Annotated in this window: 21 protein-coding genes; 17 read left to right on the forward strand and 4 right to left on the reverse strand. The window is 40.2% G+C overall.

The features are described 5' to 3' along the window. Positions 1-39: 39 nt before the first annotated feature. From JKG64_RS12340 to JKG64_RS12365, 6 genes are all read left to right on the forward strand, one after another. Positions 40-987, forward strand: a complete 948-nt coding sequence (locus JKG64_RS12340) for a D-2-hydroxyacid dehydrogenase (RefSeq protein WP_210354627.1) — start codon at positions 40-42, stop codon at positions 985-987. A 278-nt stretch (positions 988-1,265) separates the two neighbouring features. Then, the gene (locus JKG64_RS12345) at positions 1,266-2,582 is read left to right on the forward strand and encodes an aspartate kinase (RefSeq protein WP_210354628.1); all 1,317 of its coding nucleotides are present in this window, start codon (positions 1,266-1,268) and stop codon (positions 2,580-2,582) included. Positions 2,583-2,605: 23 nt separating this feature from the next. Further along, positions 2,606-3,763 carry a diaminopimelate decarboxylase gene (gene lysA / locus JKG64_RS12350; protein ID WP_210354629.1) on the forward strand — a complete coding sequence of 386 codons (1,158 nt, stop codon included), beginning with the start codon at positions 2,606-2,608 and terminating at the stop codon, positions 3,761-3,763. A gap of 262 nt (positions 3,764-4,025) precedes the next feature. After that, positions 4,026-4,496: a hypothetical protein gene (locus JKG64_RS12355; RefSeq protein ID WP_210354630.1), complete on the forward strand. Its 471-nt coding sequence runs from the start codon at positions 4,026-4,028 to the stop codon at positions 4,494-4,496. Positions 4,497-4,690: 194 nt separating this feature from the next. Next, the gene (locus JKG64_RS12360) at positions 4,691-4,957 is read left to right on the forward strand and encodes a hypothetical protein (RefSeq protein WP_210354631.1); all 267 of its coding nucleotides are present in this window, start codon (positions 4,691-4,693) and stop codon (positions 4,955-4,957) included. Positions 4,958-5,098: 141 nt separating this feature from the next. Further along, positions 5,099-5,830, forward strand: a complete 732-nt coding sequence (locus tag JKG64_RS12365; RefSeq protein ID WP_210354632.1) for a YggS family pyridoxal phosphate-dependent enzyme — start codon at positions 5,099-5,101, stop codon at positions 5,828-5,830. A 14-nt stretch (positions 5,831-5,844) separates the two neighbouring features. Here JKG64_RS12365 and JKG64_RS12370 read toward each other — a convergent pair whose 3' ends face one another. Both JKG64_RS12370 and JKG64_RS12375 read right to left on the reverse strand, forming a co-directional pair. Then, entirely contained in the window at positions 5,845-6,030 is a 186-nt protein-coding gene (locus JKG64_RS12370) for a hypothetical protein (protein ID WP_210354633.1), read from the reverse strand. Positions 6,031-6,285: 255 nt separating this feature from the next. Further along, complete coding sequence (locus JKG64_RS12375) at positions 6,286-7,653, reverse strand: NAD(P)-binding domain-containing protein (protein WP_210354634.1); 1,368 nt, start codon at positions 7,651-7,653, stop codon at positions 6,286-6,288. Between the two features lie 413 nt (positions 7,654-8,066). On the opposite strand from JKG64_RS12375, the gene JKG64_RS12380 reads away from it, so the two are divergent. The 6 genes from JKG64_RS12380 (at position 8,067) to JKG64_RS12405 (ending at position 15,041) form a co-directional block, all read left to right on the forward strand. Then, positions 8,067-9,263 (forward strand): MFS transporter, encoded by a 1,197-nt coding sequence (locus JKG64_RS12380; RefSeq protein ID WP_210354635.1) that lies wholly within the window; start codon positions 8,067-8,069, stop codon positions 9,261-9,263. A gap of 98 nt (positions 9,264-9,361) precedes the next feature. Next, positions 9,362-9,931: a Crp/Fnr family transcriptional regulator gene (locus JKG64_RS12385; protein ID WP_210354636.1), complete on the forward strand. Its 570-nt coding sequence runs from the start codon at positions 9,362-9,364 to the stop codon at positions 9,929-9,931. A 148-nt stretch (positions 9,932-10,079) separates the two neighbouring features. Next, positions 10,080-10,874 (forward strand): sulfite exporter TauE/SafE family protein, encoded by a 795-nt coding sequence (locus JKG64_RS12390; protein ID WP_210354637.1) that lies wholly within the window; start codon positions 10,080-10,082, stop codon positions 10,872-10,874. 123 nt (positions 10,875-10,997) lie between these two features. Continuing rightward, complete coding sequence (locus tag JKG64_RS12395; protein WP_210354638.1) at positions 10,998-12,389, forward strand: MBL fold metallo-hydrolase; 1,392 nt, start codon at positions 10,998-11,000, stop codon at positions 12,387-12,389. Positions 12,390-12,598: 209 nt separating this feature from the next. Continuing rightward, positions 12,599-13,552, forward strand: coding sequence for an arginase (rocF, locus tag JKG64_RS12400; RefSeq protein WP_210354639.1), 954 nt, complete (start codon positions 12,599-12,601; stop codon positions 13,550-13,552). A gap of 184 nt (positions 13,553-13,736) precedes the next feature. Further along, positions 13,737-15,041, forward strand: a complete 1,305-nt coding sequence (locus JKG64_RS12405; RefSeq protein ID WP_210354640.1) for an ammonium transporter — start codon at positions 13,737-13,739, stop codon at positions 15,039-15,041. Between the two features lie 173 nt (positions 15,042-15,214). Here the strand turns inward: JKG64_RS12405 and JKG64_RS12410 are convergent, their stop codons facing one another. Further along, positions 15,215-16,093: a helix-turn-helix domain-containing protein gene (locus tag JKG64_RS12410; RefSeq protein WP_210354641.1), complete on the reverse strand. Its 879-nt coding sequence runs from the start codon at positions 16,091-16,093 to the stop codon at positions 15,215-15,217. Positions 16,094-16,241: 148 nt separating this feature from the next. On the opposite strand from JKG64_RS12410, the gene JKG64_RS12415 reads away from it, so the two are divergent. The 4 genes from JKG64_RS12415 (at position 16,242) to JKG64_RS12430 (ending at position 19,948) form a co-directional block, all read left to right on the forward strand. After that, positions 16,242-16,883 carry an urease subunit gamma gene (locus JKG64_RS12415; protein ID WP_210354642.1) on the forward strand — a complete coding sequence of 214 codons (642 nt, stop codon included), beginning with the start codon at positions 16,242-16,244 and terminating at the stop codon, positions 16,881-16,883. 1 nt (position 16,884) lies between these two features. After that, complete coding sequence (gene ureC / locus JKG64_RS12420; protein WP_210354643.1) at positions 16,885-18,591, forward strand: urease subunit alpha; 1,707 nt, start codon at positions 16,885-16,887, stop codon at positions 18,589-18,591. A 146-nt stretch (positions 18,592-18,737) separates the two neighbouring features. Further along, complete coding sequence (locus tag JKG64_RS12425; RefSeq protein ID WP_210354644.1) at positions 18,738-19,307, forward strand: Crp/Fnr family transcriptional regulator; 570 nt, start codon at positions 18,738-18,740, stop codon at positions 19,305-19,307. 62 nt (positions 19,308-19,369) lie between these two features. After that, positions 19,370-19,948: an NAD(P)H-dependent oxidoreductase gene (locus JKG64_RS12430; RefSeq protein ID WP_210354645.1), complete on the forward strand. Its 579-nt coding sequence runs from the start codon at positions 19,370-19,372 to the stop codon at positions 19,946-19,948. Here JKG64_RS12430 and JKG64_RS12435 read toward each other — a convergent pair. Then, positions 19,940-20,536 (reverse strand): peptidoglycan recognition protein family protein, encoded by a 597-nt coding sequence (locus JKG64_RS12435; RefSeq protein ID WP_210354646.1) that lies wholly within the window; start codon positions 20,534-20,536, stop codon positions 19,940-19,942. The two genes, JKG64_RS12430 and JKG64_RS12435, sit on opposite strands and share 9 nt — an antisense overlap. A gap of 117 nt (positions 20,537-20,653) precedes the next feature. Here JKG64_RS12435 and JKG64_RS12440 point away from each other — a divergent pair, with 117 nt between their 5' ends. Continuing rightward, complete coding sequence (locus JKG64_RS12440) at positions 20,654-22,345, forward strand: metallophosphoesterase family protein (protein WP_210354647.1); 1,692 nt, start codon at positions 20,654-20,656, stop codon at positions 22,343-22,345. Positions 22,346-22,415: the final 70 nt, after the last annotated feature.

The following is a 22,415-nucleotide window of genomic DNA, read 5'->3' on the forward strand; positions in this document are numbered from 1 at the left end:
AAGAATAACTCGATAGCAAGATCACAAAAAAAGTAAATAATGAAGATTTTGGCAAATGATGGGATAGATCCCATTGGCAAGAAGATATTAGAAGATGCAGGATTTGTAGTTGATACGGAACATATCCCGCAAGAGGAGTTGATTAATAAACTTAACGGCTATGATGCGGTTACGGTGCGCAGTGCTACAAAATTAAGGCAGGAACTCCTTGACGCTTGTCCGAACATTAAAGTGATCGGTAGAGGAGGAGTTGGGATGGATAATATTGATGTCGACTACGCACGCTCGAAGGGAATTACTGTAGTAAATACGCCAGCAGCTTCGTCGCACTCTGTCGCGGAGTTGGTTTTTGCCCATCTACTGAACGGAGTTCGTTTTCTGTTCGACTCGAACCGGAAGATGCCTGTCGAAGGAGCTACCAATTTTGGAGGGTTAAAAAAAGCTTACGCAGCGGGAACAGAGTTGAAAGGCAAAACTCTTGGTGTCGTTGGTTTTGGCCGTATTGGAAGGGCTACTGCGCAGATTGCGTTGGGATTGGGGATGGATGTGGTTTATTATGATTTATTCCAGGGGCCTTTGTCTTTGAAGTTGAGCCTGTCTGGAGGAGTAGAGGTGGATTTGACCGTACGTCAGGTTGAATTGGATGAACTGTTTAAAGTGTCTGATTTTATTTCGTTGCACGTCCCATTTTTGGATAAACCGGTAATTGGTAAAGAAGAGTTTGCTTTGCTAAAAGACGGTGTTGGCTTGGTTAATGCATCCCGTGGAGGTGTTATTGACGAATTGGAGCTCATAGAGGCCCTGAATTCGGGTAAAGTAGCATTTGCTGGATTAGATGTTTTTGAAAGCGAGCCAACTCCACGTGGAGCATTGTTAACACATCCTAAAGTGTCACTGACTCCACATATCGGTGCCGCGACGAATGAGGCTCAGGAACGTATAGGCGAGGAGCTCGCGTTATTATTGATCGAAAGTCTGAAGAAGTAAATCTTCCGCAAAAATATATTTTAAGCGGCACACACCTAAGAGGTATCTGTGCCGCATTTTTTTTGGACGATATAGTGCAAAAGGGCAAGAATACAATTTGGGTTGTAATTATGATATTTTCATTTTTTCAATATTAAGAATGAAAAATTCGCATAATATTCGGGGTAATTGGGTATATTCACGCTCTAAAACAGGATGTTACTGTTTTTGTAAAGATGCGAGGTTCTGTAGAATGAGCCTTTTGAAATATAATATAAAGTTAAAAGTGTAATTACTTCATGAAAATTCTAAAATTCGGTGGTACTTCCGTAGGAAGTGCAGCTCGTATCAAAGGGTTGTTGGAAATCGTTGACCCTAACGAGCGTCAAATTGTGGTGTTATCTGCCGTGTCAGGTACAACTAATGCTTTAGTAGAAATTGGACAAGCTTTCCTTAATAGGGATAAGCAGTCTGCCAAACAACTAATCGAAGCGCACAAAAATAAGTATGAAGAACTTATTAAGGAGCTCTTTACCACCGAAGAAGGGCTTAAGAAGGGGAAGCAACTTATTGACCATCATTTTCATGTGATAGAATCTTTTGCGAATAATGAAGTGTTTACGTCGACAGAAGAAAAAGTGATTTTGGCGCAGGGTGAATTAATGTCTACGGCACTTTGGCATTTCCATCTAGAAGAGATTGGTATTCCTTCGGTGTTGCTTCCAGCACTGGATTTTATGAAAATTGATGAGGATAATGAGCCTGTCGTAGATTATATTACACAAAAAATAACTCCATTGTTGGATGCACATCCAGCGAATAAATTATTTATTACTCAGGGATTCATCTGTCGAAATTCATTCGGTGAGGTGGATAACTTACGTAGGGGCGGCTCTGATTATACAGCATCCTTAATCGGTGCGGCGGTACAGGCTGAAGAGATTCAGATCTGGACTGATATTGATGGGATGCACAATAATGATCCACGCATTGTAACGAACACATCGCCTATTGCGCACCTTTGTTTTGATGAAGCAGCTGAATTAGCGTACTTTGGAGCTAAAATATTGCACCCACAGAGCGTATTTCCTGCACAGCGTTATAATGTACCGGTTCGCTTGCTAAATACGATGGATCCTACTGCACATGGAACATTGATATCCAAAGGCGGTTCTGAAAAAGGAGTCATTCGTGCGATCGCCGCGAAAGACAGTATTACAGCGATACATATACATTCTTCAAGAATGTTGTTGGCTTATGGTTTTTTACGCAAAGTATTTGAGATATTTGAGCGTTACAAGACACCAATCGATATGATCACTACGTCGGAGGTAGCCGTTTCGTTGACAATTGATGATACGAGCAATCTTTTGGAAATTATTAAGGAAGTAGAGATTTTTGGTAAGGTCGGTGTTGATGAGGGACAGACTATTGTTTGTGTTGTTGGGGATTTTGGGGCTAATACACACGGCTATGCTGCACGTGTATTGGATGCGGTCAAACATTTGCCGGTCCGTATGATATCTTATGGAGGTTCGGATTATAATGTCTCGATCCTGTTGGATTCGAAACATAAGATCGAAGCATTACGCTCTTTACATAATAGGTTGTTTTAAATATTTAGAATAGAATAGAAGGCATGTTTGGAAATAATGAATTATTAAATCTTTTCGCAGGGCAGGAGACACCATTTTATTATTACGATTTAAAGCTGTTGAAGCAGACGCTACATGAAGCGAAAGTAGCTGCTGACAAACGTGGCTTTCATGTACATTATGCACTGAAAGCGAATTTTAATAGTAGGGTGCTCGCTGTGATCCAGGCTATGGGATTTGGTGCAGATTGTGTGAGTGGTAATGAAGTGCAAAGATCAATTGATACAGGATTTGCTGCTGATAAAATTACCTTTGCTGGTGTTGGTAAGTCTGATAAAGAGATTGTGATGGCACTAAAACATCGGATCTTTGCTTTCAATGTAGAGTCTATTCAGGAATTGGAGGTGATCAATGAGTTGGCTGGACAACATGGCGAACGTGCTAACGTTTCATTGCGGATAAATCCCAATGTAGATGCTAATACCCATCATTATATCACTACTGGACTTGATGAAAATAAGTTTGGTGTTCCGAATTCCGAATTAGAGAAGGCTGCGGCGGTAATCAAGACCTGTGAACACATCGACCTTGTGGGGCTACATTTTCATGTGGGCTCTCAGATTACGGATCTCAATGTCTTCAAAAGTCTCTGTGTGAAGGTTAATGAATGGAAGCGTTGGTTTGAAGAACGTGGAACCTATATCCGGATAATTAATGTTGGTGGTGGGTTAGGCGTGGATTATAATAATCCAGACGGTAATCCAATTGCAGACTTTGAGGCTTATTTTGATGTATTTGATAAGTTTTTGGAACGTAATGCCCAACAAGAGGTACACTTTGAGTTAGGACGTGCTTTAGTGGCGCAGTGTGGTACTTTGGTAAGTAAGGTATTGTACACAAAAAGCGGAGCAAAGAAAAACTTTTTGATTCTTGATGCGGGAATGACCGAGCTGATGCGTCCAGCATTGTATCAAGCGTACCATAAGATAGAGCGAGTAGGGGAGAGTACTTCGGAAAAGCAACTCAGTTATGATGTTGTGGGGCCAATTTGTGAAAGCTCGGATAGTTTTGGTAAAGAAGTCTCGCTACCAGTAAGTAAGCGTGGTGATCTGATTGCAATACGAACTGCGGGAGCCTACGGTGAAGTAATGGCTTCAAATTATAATCTGAGAGACGAAATACGCTATTTGTATTCTGAATAGACTATATATTTTTTTAAAAAAGCCTCATTAGTATTATTAATGAGGCTTTTTTTTAAACTGGATATTTTCTTTGTTTTAGTGTATCGAAATGTTTTTTTTGTTCGTTAGATATCTAGTGTATAAAATGAATATGTCTTGTCATAATAAAAGATAAAAGTGGAATTATCTAAACAAAAGATAAGTTCCAATTGTATGTTAAAAGGGGGAGAAATGTACAATTAGGATTAAGAAGAATTAGAGTGAACAAACAATAAATAAAAGCATGAAAAAAATATCATCAGTATTAGTATTGGCATTAGCCTTATTTGCAAGTTGTGCGAATCCATCTAAAGTAAAAGAGTCAGAGAAGCAAACGCAGACCCAAGATGAAACTAAAACCGTATCGGTAGAATTCGTAGGCGATATGGCGATCAAAAAAACAGAAGGTAAAGTAGCTCTTTATGCAGTAGCGGAAAATATAGCTGATGTTCCAGCGACATTAATCATGGAAGAAAAAATTGATCAGTCGAAGTTGCCATTTACGGTTACCTTTAAACTCCCTACTAATCATGAAAAACTTATAAAACCTGCTGTCAGAGAAGGTGATCCAATTAAGTATTATGTTTCCCTTGATTGGGATTCTAATGGCGATGGTCAGTCTGGTGCCGGAGATATAGCAATTGATTATGATAAAAAATTTCCTAATGTGGTGATCGGAGAGACTACACAGGTTTTTGTCCGCGAATCAAAATAGGATAAGAGGTAGCGCTTAATAAAGCTAAGTGCACTGAAACATATAGAATGTCAGAAGAAGAAATGTACTATGTAGCTATGCAGGTATGTTTCTTCTTTTTTTTACCTAAATATGAGTAGTAAGGCAGAGGATACCATAATGAAGTTGCGTAACTTTGAAAGCAGATTAATTATCCTTCATAAATTTATATACATATGCATACAAGAGAACTCAAAGTTTCAATAAAAGTTAGTGTCCCCAAGAGTGTAATAGATAATACCGACGGGCCTTATTTTTATAATATTGGATTTGAAAAAGAGGAATTTGTAGCAAAGAATGAAGTTGAAAATGGTATTGAAGCTTGGTTTGAAGGGTTTGAATTGATTACTAGAGCTGACGAAGTGGCTAGTGATGCGCCTGGCGATGAGATAGTGACGGCGAAGCTACATTATACCGTTCTGGTGGAAGGAAAATCGAAGTAGTAACACACGGCTGGTCTGGACTATGTTTTTTTTGTGAAACTGTCGTAGAATGGTATTTGATTTGAAGTTTACCTTTGTGTCATAGTGTAGGATGGAAATGAGAAGGAGCGGTTGGAATCCTAGTTTTTAATTTTTGTGTAGATGAGTGATATAATCAATAATCTAAATATTATACTTCGTAGGATGGAGGTAGCATGTAGAGACAGTGGACGCGATCCTAACGAGGTGAAATTGCTTTTAGCAACGAAAACAGTGCCAGCTGACCGTATTAAGGTAGCCCTAGAAGCTGGACAGACACTGATCGCGGAAAACAAAGTTCAGGAAATAAAAGAAAAATATGAGTCATTGCAATTGGTACCTCATACCAGCCATTTTATCGGACATCTACAGTCGAATAAGATAAAGGATATCTTGAAATATAATATCACTTGTATACAGTCTCTGGACCGATTGGATGTGGCAGAAAAACTTCAGCAAAGGTTGGAGTATGAAAATCGGAAAATCGAGGTACTGATACAGGTGAATACTTCTGGCGAACAAAGTAAGTTCGGAACGCACCCTGACCAAGCAGTCAATCTGGTACGGGAAGTTGCCCAATTTAAAAATATTGAAATCAAAGGTTTGATGACGATTGGTTTGTTTAGTGCAGAAACAGAAAAGGTAAGACCCTGCTTTCAATTGCTGAAAAGTATACAACAGGAAGTATTAGCGCAGAATATAGCAGGCGTGTCTATGCAAGAGTTATCTATGGGAATGAGTGGGGATTTGGAAACTGCGATTCAAGAAGGAGCTACAATTGTACGGGTAGGGACTGCCATCTTTGGGCAACGTATTTATGCGGATAGCTACTACTGGGACGAGACAAAGGCCTAATTACAGCTGTATCTTTAGGACTTTTCAATCTGTTGCCTTTTCTTTGAAATTAAAATGACCGCCCAGAAAAGAAGAAGTGTCACTATGGTCGCTATCAAGCTTGTCGTAAAGATCGCATTGATGTTTACTCCAGGATTTACTATAAATAGCGAAGAAAAAGCAACTATAAAATAAAGTATACCAGATAGAACGGTTTTCATATTATATGTTTTATTCTTGTTTAGAATGTTCTTAAGCCTGTTTTTTACGTAGATGTATACGTCGTAGGCTTAATTAGGTTGTGTCTTTTAACTTCTGTCAAACTAATTACTCCTATAACGTGATTTTCTGGAAATCGCGACAAATTACGTTAAAGTTTAATCGAGATGTTTACGGGTTTCCGTAAAAAGGTGTAAAAGAGATATATGCGTGTAGATGGCGTCTGGAATTGCCACCCACACACATTTTGGTATAGTTTAGATGGCGTCCACTTTTTCGACGCTCTCTTCGAGATATTTTTCTAAGCTATCATCCATTTCATCCATCCAAGCGGTATGATGAGGGATAGCTTGTGTGCCATCCATTACAGATTTGTATATCTGATCACGGTAGTTCAAAATGTTGTTTTCTTTGTCCTTAAGCCAGCTTTTGAACATAGTAGAAACTTTATCTACATTAAAGTCGGGGTAATCAGTCAACCCTATGAGCTCTTTGATATAGTCCGTTTGAAAATCAACATGTTCGGCACCTGTGTTGGTGCGTTCTTCATAATCCATCCATTTTTTGATATCTTCTGTACGGCTTTCTTTTTCTGGAATCGAAATTCGGCCTAACATATAGTCGCGTGCGAACCAGGCCTGGGTGTCAAACATATTGAACGTATAATACTGATCCTGCATACCTAAATAGAGCAGGCGTTCATTATGATTGAATACCACGCCTTTGTAAAGGTCGTCTGGGTAAAGTCGGTTTTTTGTTTTTAACCGTAGCTCATCTGGTAAAAAAGGGAATTTATGTTGATAGCCTGTACACAGGATAACGGCGTCAAATTCTTCAGAAGAACCATCTTTAAAGCATGCTTTAGAGCCTTCAAAATGTGTAACAAGAGACTTTTCTTTGATTCCTTCTGGCCAATTACATCCTATGGGATTGCTGCGGTATGCTATAGTAACCGATTGGCTTCCATGTTTGTAGCACTGTACACCAATGTCTTCGGCGGAATAGCTGCTTCCTATCAGCAGTAAGCGCTGATCCTTGAACTGATCTGCACCCCTAAAATCATGGGCATGCATTACTGCTCCAGGAAAATCCTCGATTCCTTCAAAATAAGGAAAATTTGGAGTAGAAAAATGGCCTGTACCTACAATCAGGTAGTCGAAGTATTCTTCGAAAGTACGATTGTCTTTTAAACTGTCAAAAATTACTCGAAACTGCTGCTTGTCTTCGATATAATCGACCCATCTAGCTACCGTGTTAAACTGTATATAATCGCGGGCATTACTTTGGTTGATTCTCCCCTGTATATAATCAAAGAGAACTTCTCTAGGAGGGTAGGAAGATATAGGTTGGCCGAAGTGTTCGGTAAATGTATAGTCTGCAAATTCTAAACATTCCTTAGGACCATTAGACCATAAGTATTTATACATACTTCCATGAAGGGGTTCGCCGTATTTCCCTACGCCGGTACGCCAGGTATAGTTCCACATACCGCCCCAATTATCTTGCTTTTCATAACATTTAATTTCTGGGATGGGATTACCTTTTTTCTGTTCCGATTCAAATGCTCGTAGCATAGCTAACCCACTAGGGCCAGCGCCAATAATACCAACTTTAAAATTTGTCATATAATACTATTAATAATAAAAATTTAAGCCGTCTCATAAGCGAGACAACTGTGTTTAATTCTTAATGAAAACGAATCTTTAGATTCAAGACCATTCTGAATAAATCCAGAATGCAACAGAAGAAATTCCAGGGAATTTCTAATCAGATGGCAATGCCAAATAGAAAGGAAAAATTAGGTTTTACCACATGGTAAACATATTGAATACTATTGTACAACTCTATTATTCTACAGAGTAGTTTTTCCTTCAAAAAACACAATATACGGAAAATTAAACGATTATGCAAATTTGACCGTCCGTGGGATGCCTTAGGAAAAGTGTTTTTCGCTTTTTGTTTTTTTGACTTAGGTCAATGCTCGTCTGTTGAGGCACTTTTACCTTTGTCCTCGAATAAAAAATAAAACATTAGTTATATGGATAATAATACATTAAACGAGGGGGGCAAGCTTGGATTCTACCAGGCAATTATTCCAATCATTGTATCCGTTTTTTGCGTCTATTTGACGATAGGTATGGTATTGGGAGTTATCCCTGGATTTGTGCAGGAAGCATTGGGGTTCGATAGCGTAGTCGTTGGAATAGTCATCGGTTTACAGTTCTTATCAACTTTATTGACACGTGCCTATTCAGGTAAGATGACGGATACTAAAGGAGCCAAGGCGAGTAAGATGCTGGGTGTTTTTTTAGCTATTATTGCCGGGGTGGCGTATATCTTAGCTATTTCGCTTCAGCATACACCGATAGCGTCTATTATCTTTTTGATGATTGCACGGATCATTCATGGTGTGGGGGAGAGTTTTTTGATCACGGGGGCATTGACATGGGGAATAGGACTGGTCGGCCCTGCGAACTCGGGCAAAGTGATGACTTGGAATGGAATTGCTATGTATGCTGGGATAGCATTGGGAGCACCATTGAGCATTTTTATGGGTAAGAATTATGATTTTCTTTTGGTCTTTTTATTGATCGTCTTACTACCTGTCATCAGTTGGCTGGTCACGCTACGATTGCCTCGACTACAGATCGAAAAAATCACTGTTAGGATGCCTTTCTATAAAGTGATAGGAGCAGTTTCAGGAGAGGGGATGAGCCTCGCTTTCTCTTCTATGGCTTTCGGTTGTATTGCATCATTCATTGCCCTATTCTTTACACACAAAGAGTGGGGGGATGCTTCATTTGCTTTTCTTGTATTTGGAGTATGTTATGTTTTGACCCGGATTTTCTTTGCTTCTTTTCCAGATCGGTTTGGAGGGTACAAGATTGCACTCTTGTCACTGTTAGTGGAAGTGCTGGGGCAGGTATTAATTTGGACGGCTTCGTCACAGTTGATAGCGATTATCGGATGTGGGTTGACTGGAATAGGATTTTCATTGGTTTTTCCTGCATTGGGCGTGTTGGCATTGCAACGAGTACAACCCCAGATGCGTGGAACAGCACTAGGAGCCTATGTTGCTTTTGTAGATTTGTCCTTAGGTTTGGCGGGGCCCCTGGCGGGGCTGGTAGCAGGCTGGTTTGACTATCAGACGGTCTATTTGTTTGGGGCTATCAGTTGTGTGTTAGCAATCCTTCTGCTGTTGCTCAACAAGAAACGGAGTGTTGCGATTGGTTGAAATGGTTGAGGTGCTATTTCGACGTTAGCATGGGAATCATTGGGATTAGTTAACGTATTTTTATTAGTAGATTTGTGCAATACAGGTTTACAATATCAATGACAGAATTATTAGCATCTTATATCAGAGACAAAATAACGGTGACAGATGAAGAGTTGCAGACGATATTGTCTTATTTTAAGTTCATCAAACTAAAGAAAAACGAGGTGTTGCTCTCGCATGGTGAGGCGAGCCAAAGAACATTCTTCGTAAATAAAGGTTGTATCCGGATATTTTTTATCAATAGTGATGGACAGGAATCGACACGTTACTTTGCTTTTGAAAATCAGTTTGCGACAGCTTTAGTCAGTTTCATTACTTCTGAACCTTCTGAAGAGCTTATACAGGCCGTAGAGGCTTCTGAAGTTTTCTATATTACACATAAGAATTTTTTTCATTTACTGGATACTATACCGCAATGGGGAAAGTTTTATAGGATATACCTTGAGCTGGCTTATGTAAACAATACGAATAGATTGATGTCATTTTTGACGCAGGAAGCTATTGAACGGTATCGCTTGTTGTTCGCTGAAAATCCTGTAGTAGTGCGGCGACTTTCTAATAAGATGGTGGCTTCTTACCTGAATATATCCCAAGAAACACTGAGCAGATTGAAATCTAAACTTTAGATTTTAACAATTTATTATGAAGGTCGATCGTTAATGGATATGCTACCCAAACCTTAGCAAGATATAATAAATGTACTTTTATGTAACACGTGATACATACAGATATCATTTTTTGTATGACTTTTGTACAAATAAAAAACAACAGTGAATGGAGATTTTAGGTTTCTTATCATCTATTTTGATTGGTCTATCTTTAGGATTGATTGGTGGTGGGGGGAGTATTCTAACGGTACCTGTATTAGTCTATTTTTTTAAGGTCGATGCGGTTTTAGCGACGGCTTACTCCTTATGTATAGTCGGTACGACGAGTCTCGTAGGTTCTATTACCTATTTTAAACAGAAACTTGTTAATCTGCGTACCGCATTTGTGTTTGGCGTACCATCTATTATCGCAGTAATAGTGACCCGTATTTTTGTGTTGCCTCTTATTCCAACGGTAGTTTATTCTTCGGATGCTTTCACGGTTACAAAGAATATGCTAGTCATGATCTTATTTGCCGTTTTGATGGTATTGGCCTCTTATCAGATGATACGAAAAAATAATGGAGAAGAAATACTGGAATCTGGAAAAGATGGACATGCTCTAGGCGTTCTTTTTATACAAGGTGCATTGGTGGGAATTATCACCGGTTTTATTGGAGCAGGAGGAGGGTTCTTGATCATTCCGGTCCTTGTTAACAATTTAAGAGTTCCAATGAAGGAGGCCATTGGGACATCTCTTTTAATAATTGCTGTCAATTCGCTTATAGGTTTTGTATCCTCCTTACCTGGTATTATAGTCGACTGGTCATTCTTAATAAAAATTGTGTTATTGGCTATAGTTGGAGTATTTGTAGGAACCTATGTTGGGCGGCGTATTGATGGACATAGGCTAAAACCCGCGTTTGGTTGGTTTATTCTAATTATGGGATTTTATATTCTGGCTAAAGAACTCTTTTTTTGACGGAGACTTGTCACATTATAGGTCATATGTAACATAAGTAGCCGTATCATTAGAGAATAGTATGGATATTTGTATAGGATTTGATAAATAGTAAATTGAAGATAAACTTTAAAAATATTAACTATGTTTTTTAAGCACGTATATGATGAAAGCCTTGCACAGGCCAGTTATTTGATTGGATGTCAGGCTAAGGGCGAGGCCATTGTAATCGATGCGCAACGTGATGTTGATGTCTATTTAGAGATTGCAAAGAAAAATAATCTACGGATCACACATATTACCGAAACGCATATTCATGCCGACTTTTTAAGTGGATCTAGGGAGTTGGCGACTATCACTGGAGCGGAGCTTTTCCTTTCTGATGAGGGCGGAGAAGATTGGCAGTATCAATTTGAACATCATGGATTGCGACATGGAGATACAATAAGTGTTGGTAATCTAACGCTAGAAGTACTGCATACCCCAGGTCACACGCCAGAGAGCATTAGTTTCTTATTGACGGATCATCCTGCAACAGATTCTCCTGTTATGATTTTTACGGGCGATTTCGTCTTTGTAGGCGATATTGGTCGGCCAGACCTTTTAGAGAAGGCTGCAGGTATTGTAGGGACACAGGAAAAGGGGGCAAGACAGATGTACCAATCTGTACAGCGTTTTGCGGAACTGCCAGATTACATACAAGTCTGGCCAGGGCATGGGGCAGGATCAGCCTGTGGTAAAGCTCTTGGCGCTGTCCCAAGTACAACGGTCGGATATGAAAAGATCCGTAACTGGGCCTTTCAGTTTTCCAATGAAGAAAATGCATTCATAGATTATCTTTTAGATGGGCAGCCTGAACCACCAGCGTATTTTGCGATGATGAAACAGCTGAATAAAGTAGATAGACCTTTACTTGTAGCGGTACCAAAGCACCCGCACTTGACGAAAGAACAATTCATCTCTGCTTATAATAATGGGATGCAGGTTATTGATACGCGCGAAAAGACTGTTTTTGCTTCAGGTTTTCTAAAAGGTAGTATCAATATTCAGAATAACAAGTCTTTTTCAACTTGGATGGGTTGGCAATTGAATTATCAAGAGCAGTTTATCTTGATTGCCGATGAATCAGATATCGAAGATCTGACACGGAAGTTAATGCGTATCGGTATGGATAATATGTATGGTTATATTACCGATATAACGGAGTTGGGGTTGGAACTGAATACAGCTGATGTTGTTGATAGGGATGTTTTTAAAACCTATTTGGATAGGGATAATGTGCAGTTGATCGATTTGAGAGGAGTGAGTGAGTACACTGCTGGACATATCAAAGGAGCGGAGCATATTTTTGTTGGGACTTTGCAAGATAACCTGGATAAAGTGAGTCGGGATAAACAAGTGGTGATTCATTGTCAAGCTGGAGACCGTTCGGCTATCGCATATTCTATTCTTAAGAAGCATGGTTTTGAGAACGTAAAAAACTATTCAGGAGGTATGAAAGACTGGAAAGATGCTGGAGAACATGTAGAAATGTAGCCTATGTAGCTGGCTGGTAGACCGAATAATTTGCTGTAAAAATATGAAAGGGGTCTGAACTGATGGTAAAAATTCTTGTCTAACGGCTATTAGCACTATTTTTTATCGAAATCATAAATAGAGTTGAGTTTCTGCCCTTAGTTTTGGATATTTGTTAAAATAATCTCTTGTTTTAACTACTGTAGTGTAGTTGCACAAAAACTAAAATTATGCAGACATCGATAGAAATAATTAAGAACAGGTCAGATATTGGGGCCGGTACTAGGGGTGCGGATTTAGGGATCGATGCGATGGAAATAGCGGCAATCAATAAAGGGAGTGATTTTTTTCATAGGTATCCCTTTGTAGATGTACGCACACGTAATGAATCTGTTTATGAAAATGATCAGCATCCATTTGCAAAGTATATCCCTTATGTGTATCAACAATGTGAGGAAGTAGCATCTGTGGTCAAAAATTGCCTTTCACACGGTAAATTCCCATTGGTGTTCTCTGGTGACCACTCGTCCGCAATGGGCACAATCAGTGGGATAGAAGCAGCTTTCCCGGATAAGACACTTGGTGTTATTTGGATAGATGCGCATGCTGATATCCACTCGCCTTATACCACGCCCTCAGGAAATATGCATGGCATGCCACTTGGTGCAATGCTGGGCGAAGATAATTTGAAATGTAAGATCAATGACCTTGACGAAGAGACCGAAACTTATTGGAATAAGTTGAAGGATCTGAAGATCAAAGGCCCGAAAGTAAGCCCAGCTCATTTAGTGTATTTTGGCGTACGGGATACCGAGGATCCAGAAGACTCGCTGATAGCGGAGTTGGGTATACGCAATTATATGGTTGCGGAAGTGAGGGAACGAGGTGTTGAGGTGTGTGTGAATGAAACACTGGAACGACTCGCAAGCTGTGATATCATATATCTTTCCTTTGATGTGGACAGTATGGATAGTGAGTTAATCTCTGATGGTACAGGTACACCAGTACCCCGTGGTTTTTTTCCGCAAGAGATTTCGATGTTATTAAGAGGTTTGACCGATTCTGGTAAAGTCCAATGCTTAGAAGTGGTAGAAGTAAATCCGCTTTTAGATAGACAGGGCAATAAAATGGCGGAAGTTGCTTTCGATATCTTAGAACAACATTTTCAAGATAAGAGCCAATAGAGGCCGGCTTTCATTTTAAAAAAGCGCATAACATTTAAAATGTTATGCGCTTTTTTATTTCGGTTATTTCATTAAAAAATTAATATAGTTGTCAGTTTTTTAATAAAAACTAATTTTAATTGATAATTTTTTATAAAAAAGTTTATTTTTGAATATATTTAATAATCTAACTTAATCTATTCAAATGAAGAAAACGATTCCAATTATTGTTTTAATTGCTTTGGCTATTGTAGGCATGCTTGGACCATGTACAGAAATGGCAAACCTGTCTGAGGTCAAGCTAGATTCTGGAGATACAGCCTGGTTGCTGACTTCCTCCGCGCTGGTACTAATTATGACGCCAGGTTTGGCATTTTTCTATGGGGGTATGGTCAGTAAAAAGAATGTTATTTCGACAATGTTGCAGAGCTTTATTTGTATGTGCCTAATATCGATCGTATGGGTTGTCTTTGGTTTCAGTTTGGCATTTGGCGAAGATATTGGAGGAATTATAGGTGATCCTCGAACTTTTTATATGATGAAGGGAATGCTGGGCAATGTAGCCTGGGAGGGGGTACCAACCGTTCCCCTGATTCTTTTTGCTATGTTTCAGTTAAAATTCGCTATTATAGCACCGGCTCTTATCACCGGAGCCTTTGCCGAGCGAGTTCGCTTTAATTCTTACATGGTATTTATTCTACTTTTTAGTATATTCATTTATATGCCCTTGGCTCATGCAACCTGGCATCCTGAAGGTATTCTAGCGAGGTATGGCGTATTGGATTTTGCAGGGGGGACCGTGGTACACATGTCTGCGGGATGGGCTGCGTTGGCTTCAGCACTTTACTTAAAAGGAAGAAGGACTCCCACACATTCACCAGCTCGGATCAGCTATGTTATTTTAGGTACGGCATTGTTGTGGTTTGGTTGGTTTGGTTTTAATGCTGGGTCGGCAGGAGGGGCGAACAGTTTGGCTGCGCATGCATTTGCAACAACCACGATAGCTTCTGCTGTAGCAGCTATGTCTTGGATTTTTGTCGATATTATTCGAGGTAAGAAGCCATCGGCAATGGGTGCATGTATCGGTGCTGTCGTCGGACTTGTCGCGATCACCCCGGCGGCTGGATTTGTAAGTGTATCGCATTCTATCGTTATTGGATTAATAGCGGCTTTAGTAAGTAATTTGTTAGTATTTCTACGTAGTAAAACCCGTATCGATGACACGTTGGATGTATTTCCTTGTCATGGAGTAGGAGGTATGGTCGGGATGGTATTGACTGCCGTATTCGCACATAACTCAATAAATCCAGTCGTGAAAGAGAACGGTTTATACTTTGGTGAGACAAATTTGTTTACGGCACATATGATTGCACTCGTTGCTGTTTCTATTTTTGCTTTCTTTGGAGCACTATTACTCCTTAAGCTTACTGATCTGATTGCTCCATTACGTGTGCACGAGAAAGATGAAGAATTGGGATTAGACAGAACGCAGCACGATGAAGAATTATAAAAAAACGCCTGAAGCGGGGAGCTACAGGCGTTCTTAACTAACCAATTATTAACCTAAATTATGAATACCCAAAGTTAAGGGTATAAGCCCGTTTAAAATGTTAAATACTTGTTAATATTCTTGTAGTAATAGTATTGTGACATTTCTTGCGAGCATATTGTAAAACACTGTCTTTATGAGAATAAGCTATGTCGGTAAGAGATTGGCGATATGCCTCTTATTTTTTTAAATATCTTCGAAAAATAGCTTGGCGACGGATACCGCATTGCGTATGCGATTTCAGCAATGTCTAGTGTTAAATCCCGTAAAAGTAATTGACTATGCTCGATACTTACTTCATTGATCCACTGTTTGGCAGATTTTGAGGTGATGTGTTTGACACAGCGGTTGAGGTAATTTTCGGACAGGTGCAATTTTTCAGCATAAAAGGATACCGCTCTATTTTCAATGTGGAACTGATTGACCAATTTTTTGAAATAATGGACAATTTCTACTTCGCGTCCAGACACTCTATTCTCCTGAGCGTAGGTGTTAAGCCTGGATAGGATAGAATAAAATAGGGGTAGGTATACATTTGCCCTACTTTGGGGCAGATTCAGTTCATTTTTTAATAGATTTAAACTAGCAATTGTTGCTTCAAAATCATAAGAACTCAATTTATAAAACGGCGTATAATTGAATTCGACTTGTTTGCCCTGAAATAAACTATACTGTGTGTAGATGTTGGATTCGTAAGCGAGGACATAGCCACTCACATCTTCCGAAACAAATTGCGTATCGGTCCATACTCCTTCGCTAATATGTGCACATTCTCCTTGTGAAATAGTGTGTATTTCATTATTGATACATTGCTTTACGGCTCCGTGGGTTACGATAATCAAAAAACTAAAAGAAGTCCTGTAGGATAAGGCGGGAATAAGTATACCTTTTAAATACCGTTCTATTTCATAGACCTGTAAAGCATTTGAGTTGCTTAAAATTTCCTCTTCAAGATAAGGAAAGTAGGTGCGCTTATATTCCTGGCTCGATAAAATTTTAAAAGTACTTTTCATGATCATATACAAAAGAATACAATTCAAAACTACGAAAAGAATGTCTATGCCGAAAATGCCTAAAAAGGACAATGAATAGCCTAGTTTGGCTAATTTTTCAGAGACTTGGTTCTTTAGTTTTGCTGAAAAACAAAGCTAATAGAGTAATATGTATTTAACACATCAAGAACGGGAAAAGTTGCTTTTACTTACCGCGGCATCTGTGGCCGAGCGGAGGAAGCAGAAAGGGCTTAAGCTGAATTATCCAGAAGCAGTAGCCTATTTGTCGGGATATATAATTGAAGGGGCAAGAGAAGGAAAAACCGTAAAGGAATTAATAGAGCGGTGCACCCAACTTTTAAGTGCGCATGACGTCATGAATGGTGTTCCGGAGTTGTTACAAGATCTACAGGTGGAGGCTACTTTTCCTGATGGTACAAAGCTGGTGTCGATACATCATCCTATTTCCGGCACAGATGATAAGAAGAATGAACCTGGACAGTATGTGTTTGGTGAGGACGATATTCTTTTGTCGGAAAATCGCAACCGCCAACGAATAAAGGTTATTAATACCGGTGACCGTCCAGTACAGGTAGGTTCGCATTATCATTTTTATGAGGTCAACCCCGCGCTTGACTTTGATCGAGAGATGACGATGGGCTACCATCTAGATATTGCATCGGGCTTATCCGTTAGGTTTATGCCTAAAGTAGAGATGGAAGTTGATCTGGTTGCTTATGGTGGAGAAAAACAGATCTACGGGTTTGCAGGTAAAGTTAATGGAAGTCTGGCGCAACAGGAGGAAAATTAAGATGAAAAAAATATCACGTAAAGAATATGCCAGTTACTTTGGTCCTACTACTGGAGATAAGATAAGATTAGCAGATACGGATCTATGGATACAGGTAGAGAAAGATTTTACAAGCTACGGAGATGAACTGATCTTTGGCGGTGGCAAAGTGATTAGGGATGGTATGGGACAACATCCTACTGCTTTGCAGGAAGAAGTGTTGGATACGGTCATCACCAATGCTGTCATTTTGGATCATTGGGGCATTGTAAAGGCGGATATCGGTATCAAGAACGGAAAGATTGCTGGGATTGGTAAGGCGGGTAATCCTTTGATTATGGACGGAGTGACAAAGGGAATGGTTGTAGGTGTAGGAACTGAAGTCGTCGCTGGTGAGAATCTCATCGTGACAGCTGGTACAATCGATACCCATGTACATTATATCTGTCCGCAACAGTTTGATGTTGCACTACAGGCAGGAACAACTACTGTTGTCGGGGGAGGAACGGGGCCGGTGGCTGGTACCTTGGCTACCAACTGTACTTCTGGTGTTTGGAATCTGCAAAAAATGGCCCTAGCGACAGATACCATCCCTGTGAATTTTGTGTTTTTAGCTAAAGGAAATAGTTCGAGTAAAGCCGCTTTACAGGAATTGATTGACGCTGGTGCTGGTGGGCTCAAGATTCATGAAGATTGGGGAAGTACTCCATTTGTGCTGAATAATTGTCTTGAGGTCGCTGACCAAGCAGATATACAGGTATGTATACACACCGATACGCTTAATGAAGCCGGATTTGTTGAAGACTCATTGACTTCTTTTGCCGGGCGTTCTATCCATACCTATCATACGGAGGGAGCTGGTGGTGGACATGCTCCAGATTTATTGAAAGTAGTTGAATACGATAATATTCTGCCATCATCGACCACACCTACCAATCCATTTACGATCAATACGATAGATGAGCATTTGGATATGATGATGATATGTCATCATTTGGACAAAAATATCCCCGAAGACGTTGCTTTTGCGAAGTCTCGAATCCGTGCACAAACTATTGCGGCCGAAGGACTATTGCACGATATGGGAGCGATTTCTATGATGAGTTCGGATTCTCAGGCGATGGGGAGAATAGGTGAAGTGGTGATGCGTACCTGGCAGATTGCCGATAAAATGAAAAAGGATAGAGGTGTGTTGGGGGCTAACAAGCTCAATGATAACTTTAGAGCGAAACGTTATGTCGCAAAATACACGATCAATCCAGCAATCACCCATGGTATTGCATCTCATGTGGGATCTGTTGAGGTGGGTAAGTTGGCAGATTTGGTGTTCTATAAACCTCAGGCTTTTGGTGTTAAACCGGAGATGGTTATGAAAGGTGGTATTATCGCTTATGCGGGAATGGGAGACCCAAATGCCTCGATATCGACACCTCAACCTTATATGTATCGCCCGATGTGGGGCACGCATGGTCAGGTGGTAGGGCATATTTCAGCCCTATTTGTGGCTCAATCTGCGATAGATCAAGGTAATCTGGGAGAAATTGGGGTTAAGAAAATGCTGATTCCTGTACAGCATACCCGAAACGTAAAGAAGACAGACCTTATTCATAACGATAGTATGCCTAACATCGTTATGAATCACAATACGTACGACATCAGTATTAATGGTGATGTTGTCGCGGTAACACCTTCGGCATTCTTGCCGATGGCACAATTATATATGCTGTAGCTTTTTTCATTTTTTATATTTATTTCGAGCCGGATAATTCTCCTTTTTATCCGGCTTTTTTGTTTATATAACACTCGGAGCTTGTGGAAAGGTCATTAAATTGATATTTTTGATACTCGGAATATAGGTGCTATTCTAACGGAAATATGATGATCGAACGATTTTTTTTAAGTTTTGGTATTTTCAGTAAAGAAGAGGTAGCAGGTTTTATACCCCTATTTGAATATCGAGTATTGTCCAAAATGGGTTATTTTGCTCAGGCGGGTCAAGTCTGTAAGGAAGTCGCTTTTATTGAGTCAGGTATATTTCGTTCCTATTATCATACGGAGAAGGGAGATGATGTTACTTATTGTTTCCGTTTCCCTAACGGTATGCTGGGGGCTTATTCATCTTTTATTTCCGGTGGACCGAGTGTCGAAAACTTGCAGGCCCTTACTGAAGCGAAGATTTGGGTTCTAACTAAGAAGAAGGTAGAAGACTTGGAAGCGTCTGACCCGAAATGGACGAAGTTCTTGAAGATCATAGCCGAGCAACAATATATAGAGCTTGAAGAACGGGTGTTTCAATTGCAGAAAGAAAGTGCTTCATCGCGTTACGGCAGTTTGCTCAAAAAACAACCCGATTACATACAATCCATACCTTTACAATACCTCTCTTCTTATCTGGGGATCACCCAACGACATTTAAGCCGCATTCGTAAATCGCTTTCTTTTTAGACATTTGTCCTGTATAATCGGTTGGTATAGCTGTTAGCTTTGCATACTATATTTTAGCAGACATGAAGAAAATCGTAATTATCAATGGACATCCCAATAAGGAATCTTTTAACAGTGCTTTGGTACAAGCCTATTGGGATGGAGCACTTGGGCAGCAAGCCGAAATAAGGATTATTCCTATTGGTGAGTTGCAATTTGACCCTAATCTACACTACGGATATCAACAACGGATGGAGTTAGAGCCCGATTTGATACAGGCTTGGGATAGTATTTTATGGGCCGACCATCTTGTTTGGATCCATCCTGTTTGGTGGGGTGGGCTCCCGGCAGTAACCAAGGGCTTTGTGGATCGACTTTTTTTGCCTGGTATGGCGTACAAGTACCGTCCAAATTCTGTTTGGTGGGACAAGTTGCTGCGTGGTAAGACCGCTCATATTATAACCACACTGGATCAACCGGGATGGTATTACCGTTTATTTTTTGGAAGGCCTAGTGTCAATCAACTGAAAAAGTCGATTCTGGAATTCTGCGGCATTAAGCCGGTAAAGGTTACGTATGTGGGAGTTATACGTAATTCAACGGATGCTCAGCGTACGAAGTGGCTGGATAACATAAAGATTTTGGGACGTCAGTTACTTTAACGGAGCTTCCAGCAAGAGTTTCTTTACACTGTTTTTGATGTATCCATTCTCGAAATAGGTGTAGATATTCTGGCCTGGGCAATTGGTATGTCCACAATAGTCGCGATGGGTGGCTATTGTTTCAGGCGATATGTCATACTGCTGACAGAAAGAAGCAGTAAGCTTCACTAGGACATCTAGGAGGTGTTTATTGAGTTGTTGTTCATTGTAGTTTCCCAGAAAAGATATCAAAAGATGGCCTGTAGGATCATAGTCTGTATTGGTCTCGCCCACTGTCAGCACATCTCTACCTTGATAGACAGTGCCATCTGGAGCTATCAGGTAGTGATAGGGGATATCTGTCCAATTGCGCTCAGGTCCCATGCACCAAGTCTGTATATTCTTTAGTCTTTGTTTAGCATCTCCATTTTCCAATAATATTTTACCTCCCTCGTGATGTATGGTTATTCGTACAGGGGTATGCTTTTTATAGGGGCGTGCCGTTTGTGCATTCCAACTACTACGTGGTTGTATGATTATTTCTAGAGAAGAATCTACACGATAGAATGACATTAAAGGAAATAAGAGAAGTAAGAACAAAAGCTTCATGTTGATTTTTCTTAGGTTTGCTAATGCAATTTAGGTAATTTTAGTCGTACTTTTTATTATTCCAATATGTGTTTCAGTCCGCGCATTTTTTCTGTCTTTGTTCTTTCTCTCTTTTCTATGGCCTGTTTTGGTCAAGATTTAGAGCGCGAACAGAAAGATCGGGATCTAAAGATATTGGTGATTTCGGATTTGAATGATGCGTATGGTTCGGTCACCTACAGTACGGAGGTACATCGTTTGGTGGGGCGGATAAAGGATATCAATCCAGATATTATCTTATGTGGAGGGGATATGGTCGCAGGACAAAAAGCCTCTTTACGTAGATCTCAGTTAGATAGTATGTGGAGCGGATTTCACGCTTCGGTGTTGGAGCCTATCCAGCAGATGAATATTCCTTTTGGTTTTACGATGGGTAATCATGATGCTTCTCCCAATTATAAAAATGATCGGGAAGCGGCTTCTGCTTTCTGGACAGCGTATAAAGATCAGGCAAAACTTACTTTCGTCGATGATACCCACTTTCCGTATTATTTCTCTTATCTAAAGAATAACATCTTGTTTTTGAGTTGGGATGCTTCAGCATCGGTTATTCCTGATGCGGTAAAGAGCTGGATGGTAACACAATTGTCCTCTGACTATGCGCGGAAAGCAAGGGGGCGAATAGTTTTAGGACATTTACCTTTATATGCTCTGGTAGAAGCGAAGAACAAACCCGGCGAAGTAATAGAGGACGCCGATGCTACCTTAGCTTTCTTTAAGGACCATGCTGTGGATATGTATATTTCCGGGCATCAACATGCTTATTTCCCAGGATCCAAACAACAAGTTACACTTCTGCACAGTGGTTGTCTAGGGGGAGGACCTAGACCTTTTATTGGTCATGACGCTCCGGCTTACAAATCTTATGCAATTATTGACATTCCCAAAAAAGGAGGGATGAGCAGGGCGAGTATACTTGGTTTCGTCGCGCCAGATGACCGTAAAGTACCACTTAATACGTTACCCCGAGAAATAACGGGGTTCAATGGAACAGTAAAGCGTATAGACCGCTCCCTTAACGGAGAAAAATTAACTTTACCCAAGTTATCGAAGAATGCCTTACCTGCAAGGCATATTGTACAGCAACTTTCTGATTTAGATAACGAACAACGGGAGAAAGCAATAGCGGAGATTTTTCTTAGGGGTAACTTTCCAAAATTTATGCGGAAATTACAACGGATTGATGTAACTGGGCTGGATGAAAAGGGAAATAGGATAGATGCCTATTATTATGTTATGCCTGATTACCTCATGTTGGGTACGGATGCCGATTTCGTGCGATTGCCGATAAGACCTAGCACGGCTCAGTATATAGCTGATTCGTTGGGATTCGTGTTGAGCAATAGTAAGATCTGTGATGCTGTTTATCAACAGGCAAAGGTGAAGCTCGAGCCTTTACCATTAACAGAAGATAGAGAGCAGTTCAATACCTTTGTGGCGCACAATGCTCGTATTGAACAACAAAGACAAGGGCGAAAAGGCCTTATCGCCGGAATTAAGAAGGATGTGGTGTCGACTGAAAAGCTTCGTGCCACTAAAGGGAAATTGGCACTATACGGTTGGCATAAATTGGATGGTAAACCTATACAGCCCGTATTTACCGGACATGCCGATTATTACGTAGATTATAGCCACGGCATTCGGTTTGTATACCCTTACCTCTTTGTTGGTAAGCAGAAAATAGCATTTGATGACGCGCTAATGAACCCTTCATTGCGTGTTATGCTGACCGATGAGAACGCAAGTTCTTATTATAATTATCCTTGGTAATCCAAGAATTGAGATGGATCTGGACTATGTTGTATTGTTATTTCTGTATCATTTAACTGTTCCAGCTTAG

The organism is Sphingobacterium tabacisoli, assembly GCF_017908035.1.
Classification (GTDB): Bacteria; Bacteroidota; Bacteroidia; order Sphingobacteriales; family Sphingobacteriaceae; genus Sphingobacterium; species Sphingobacterium tabacisoli.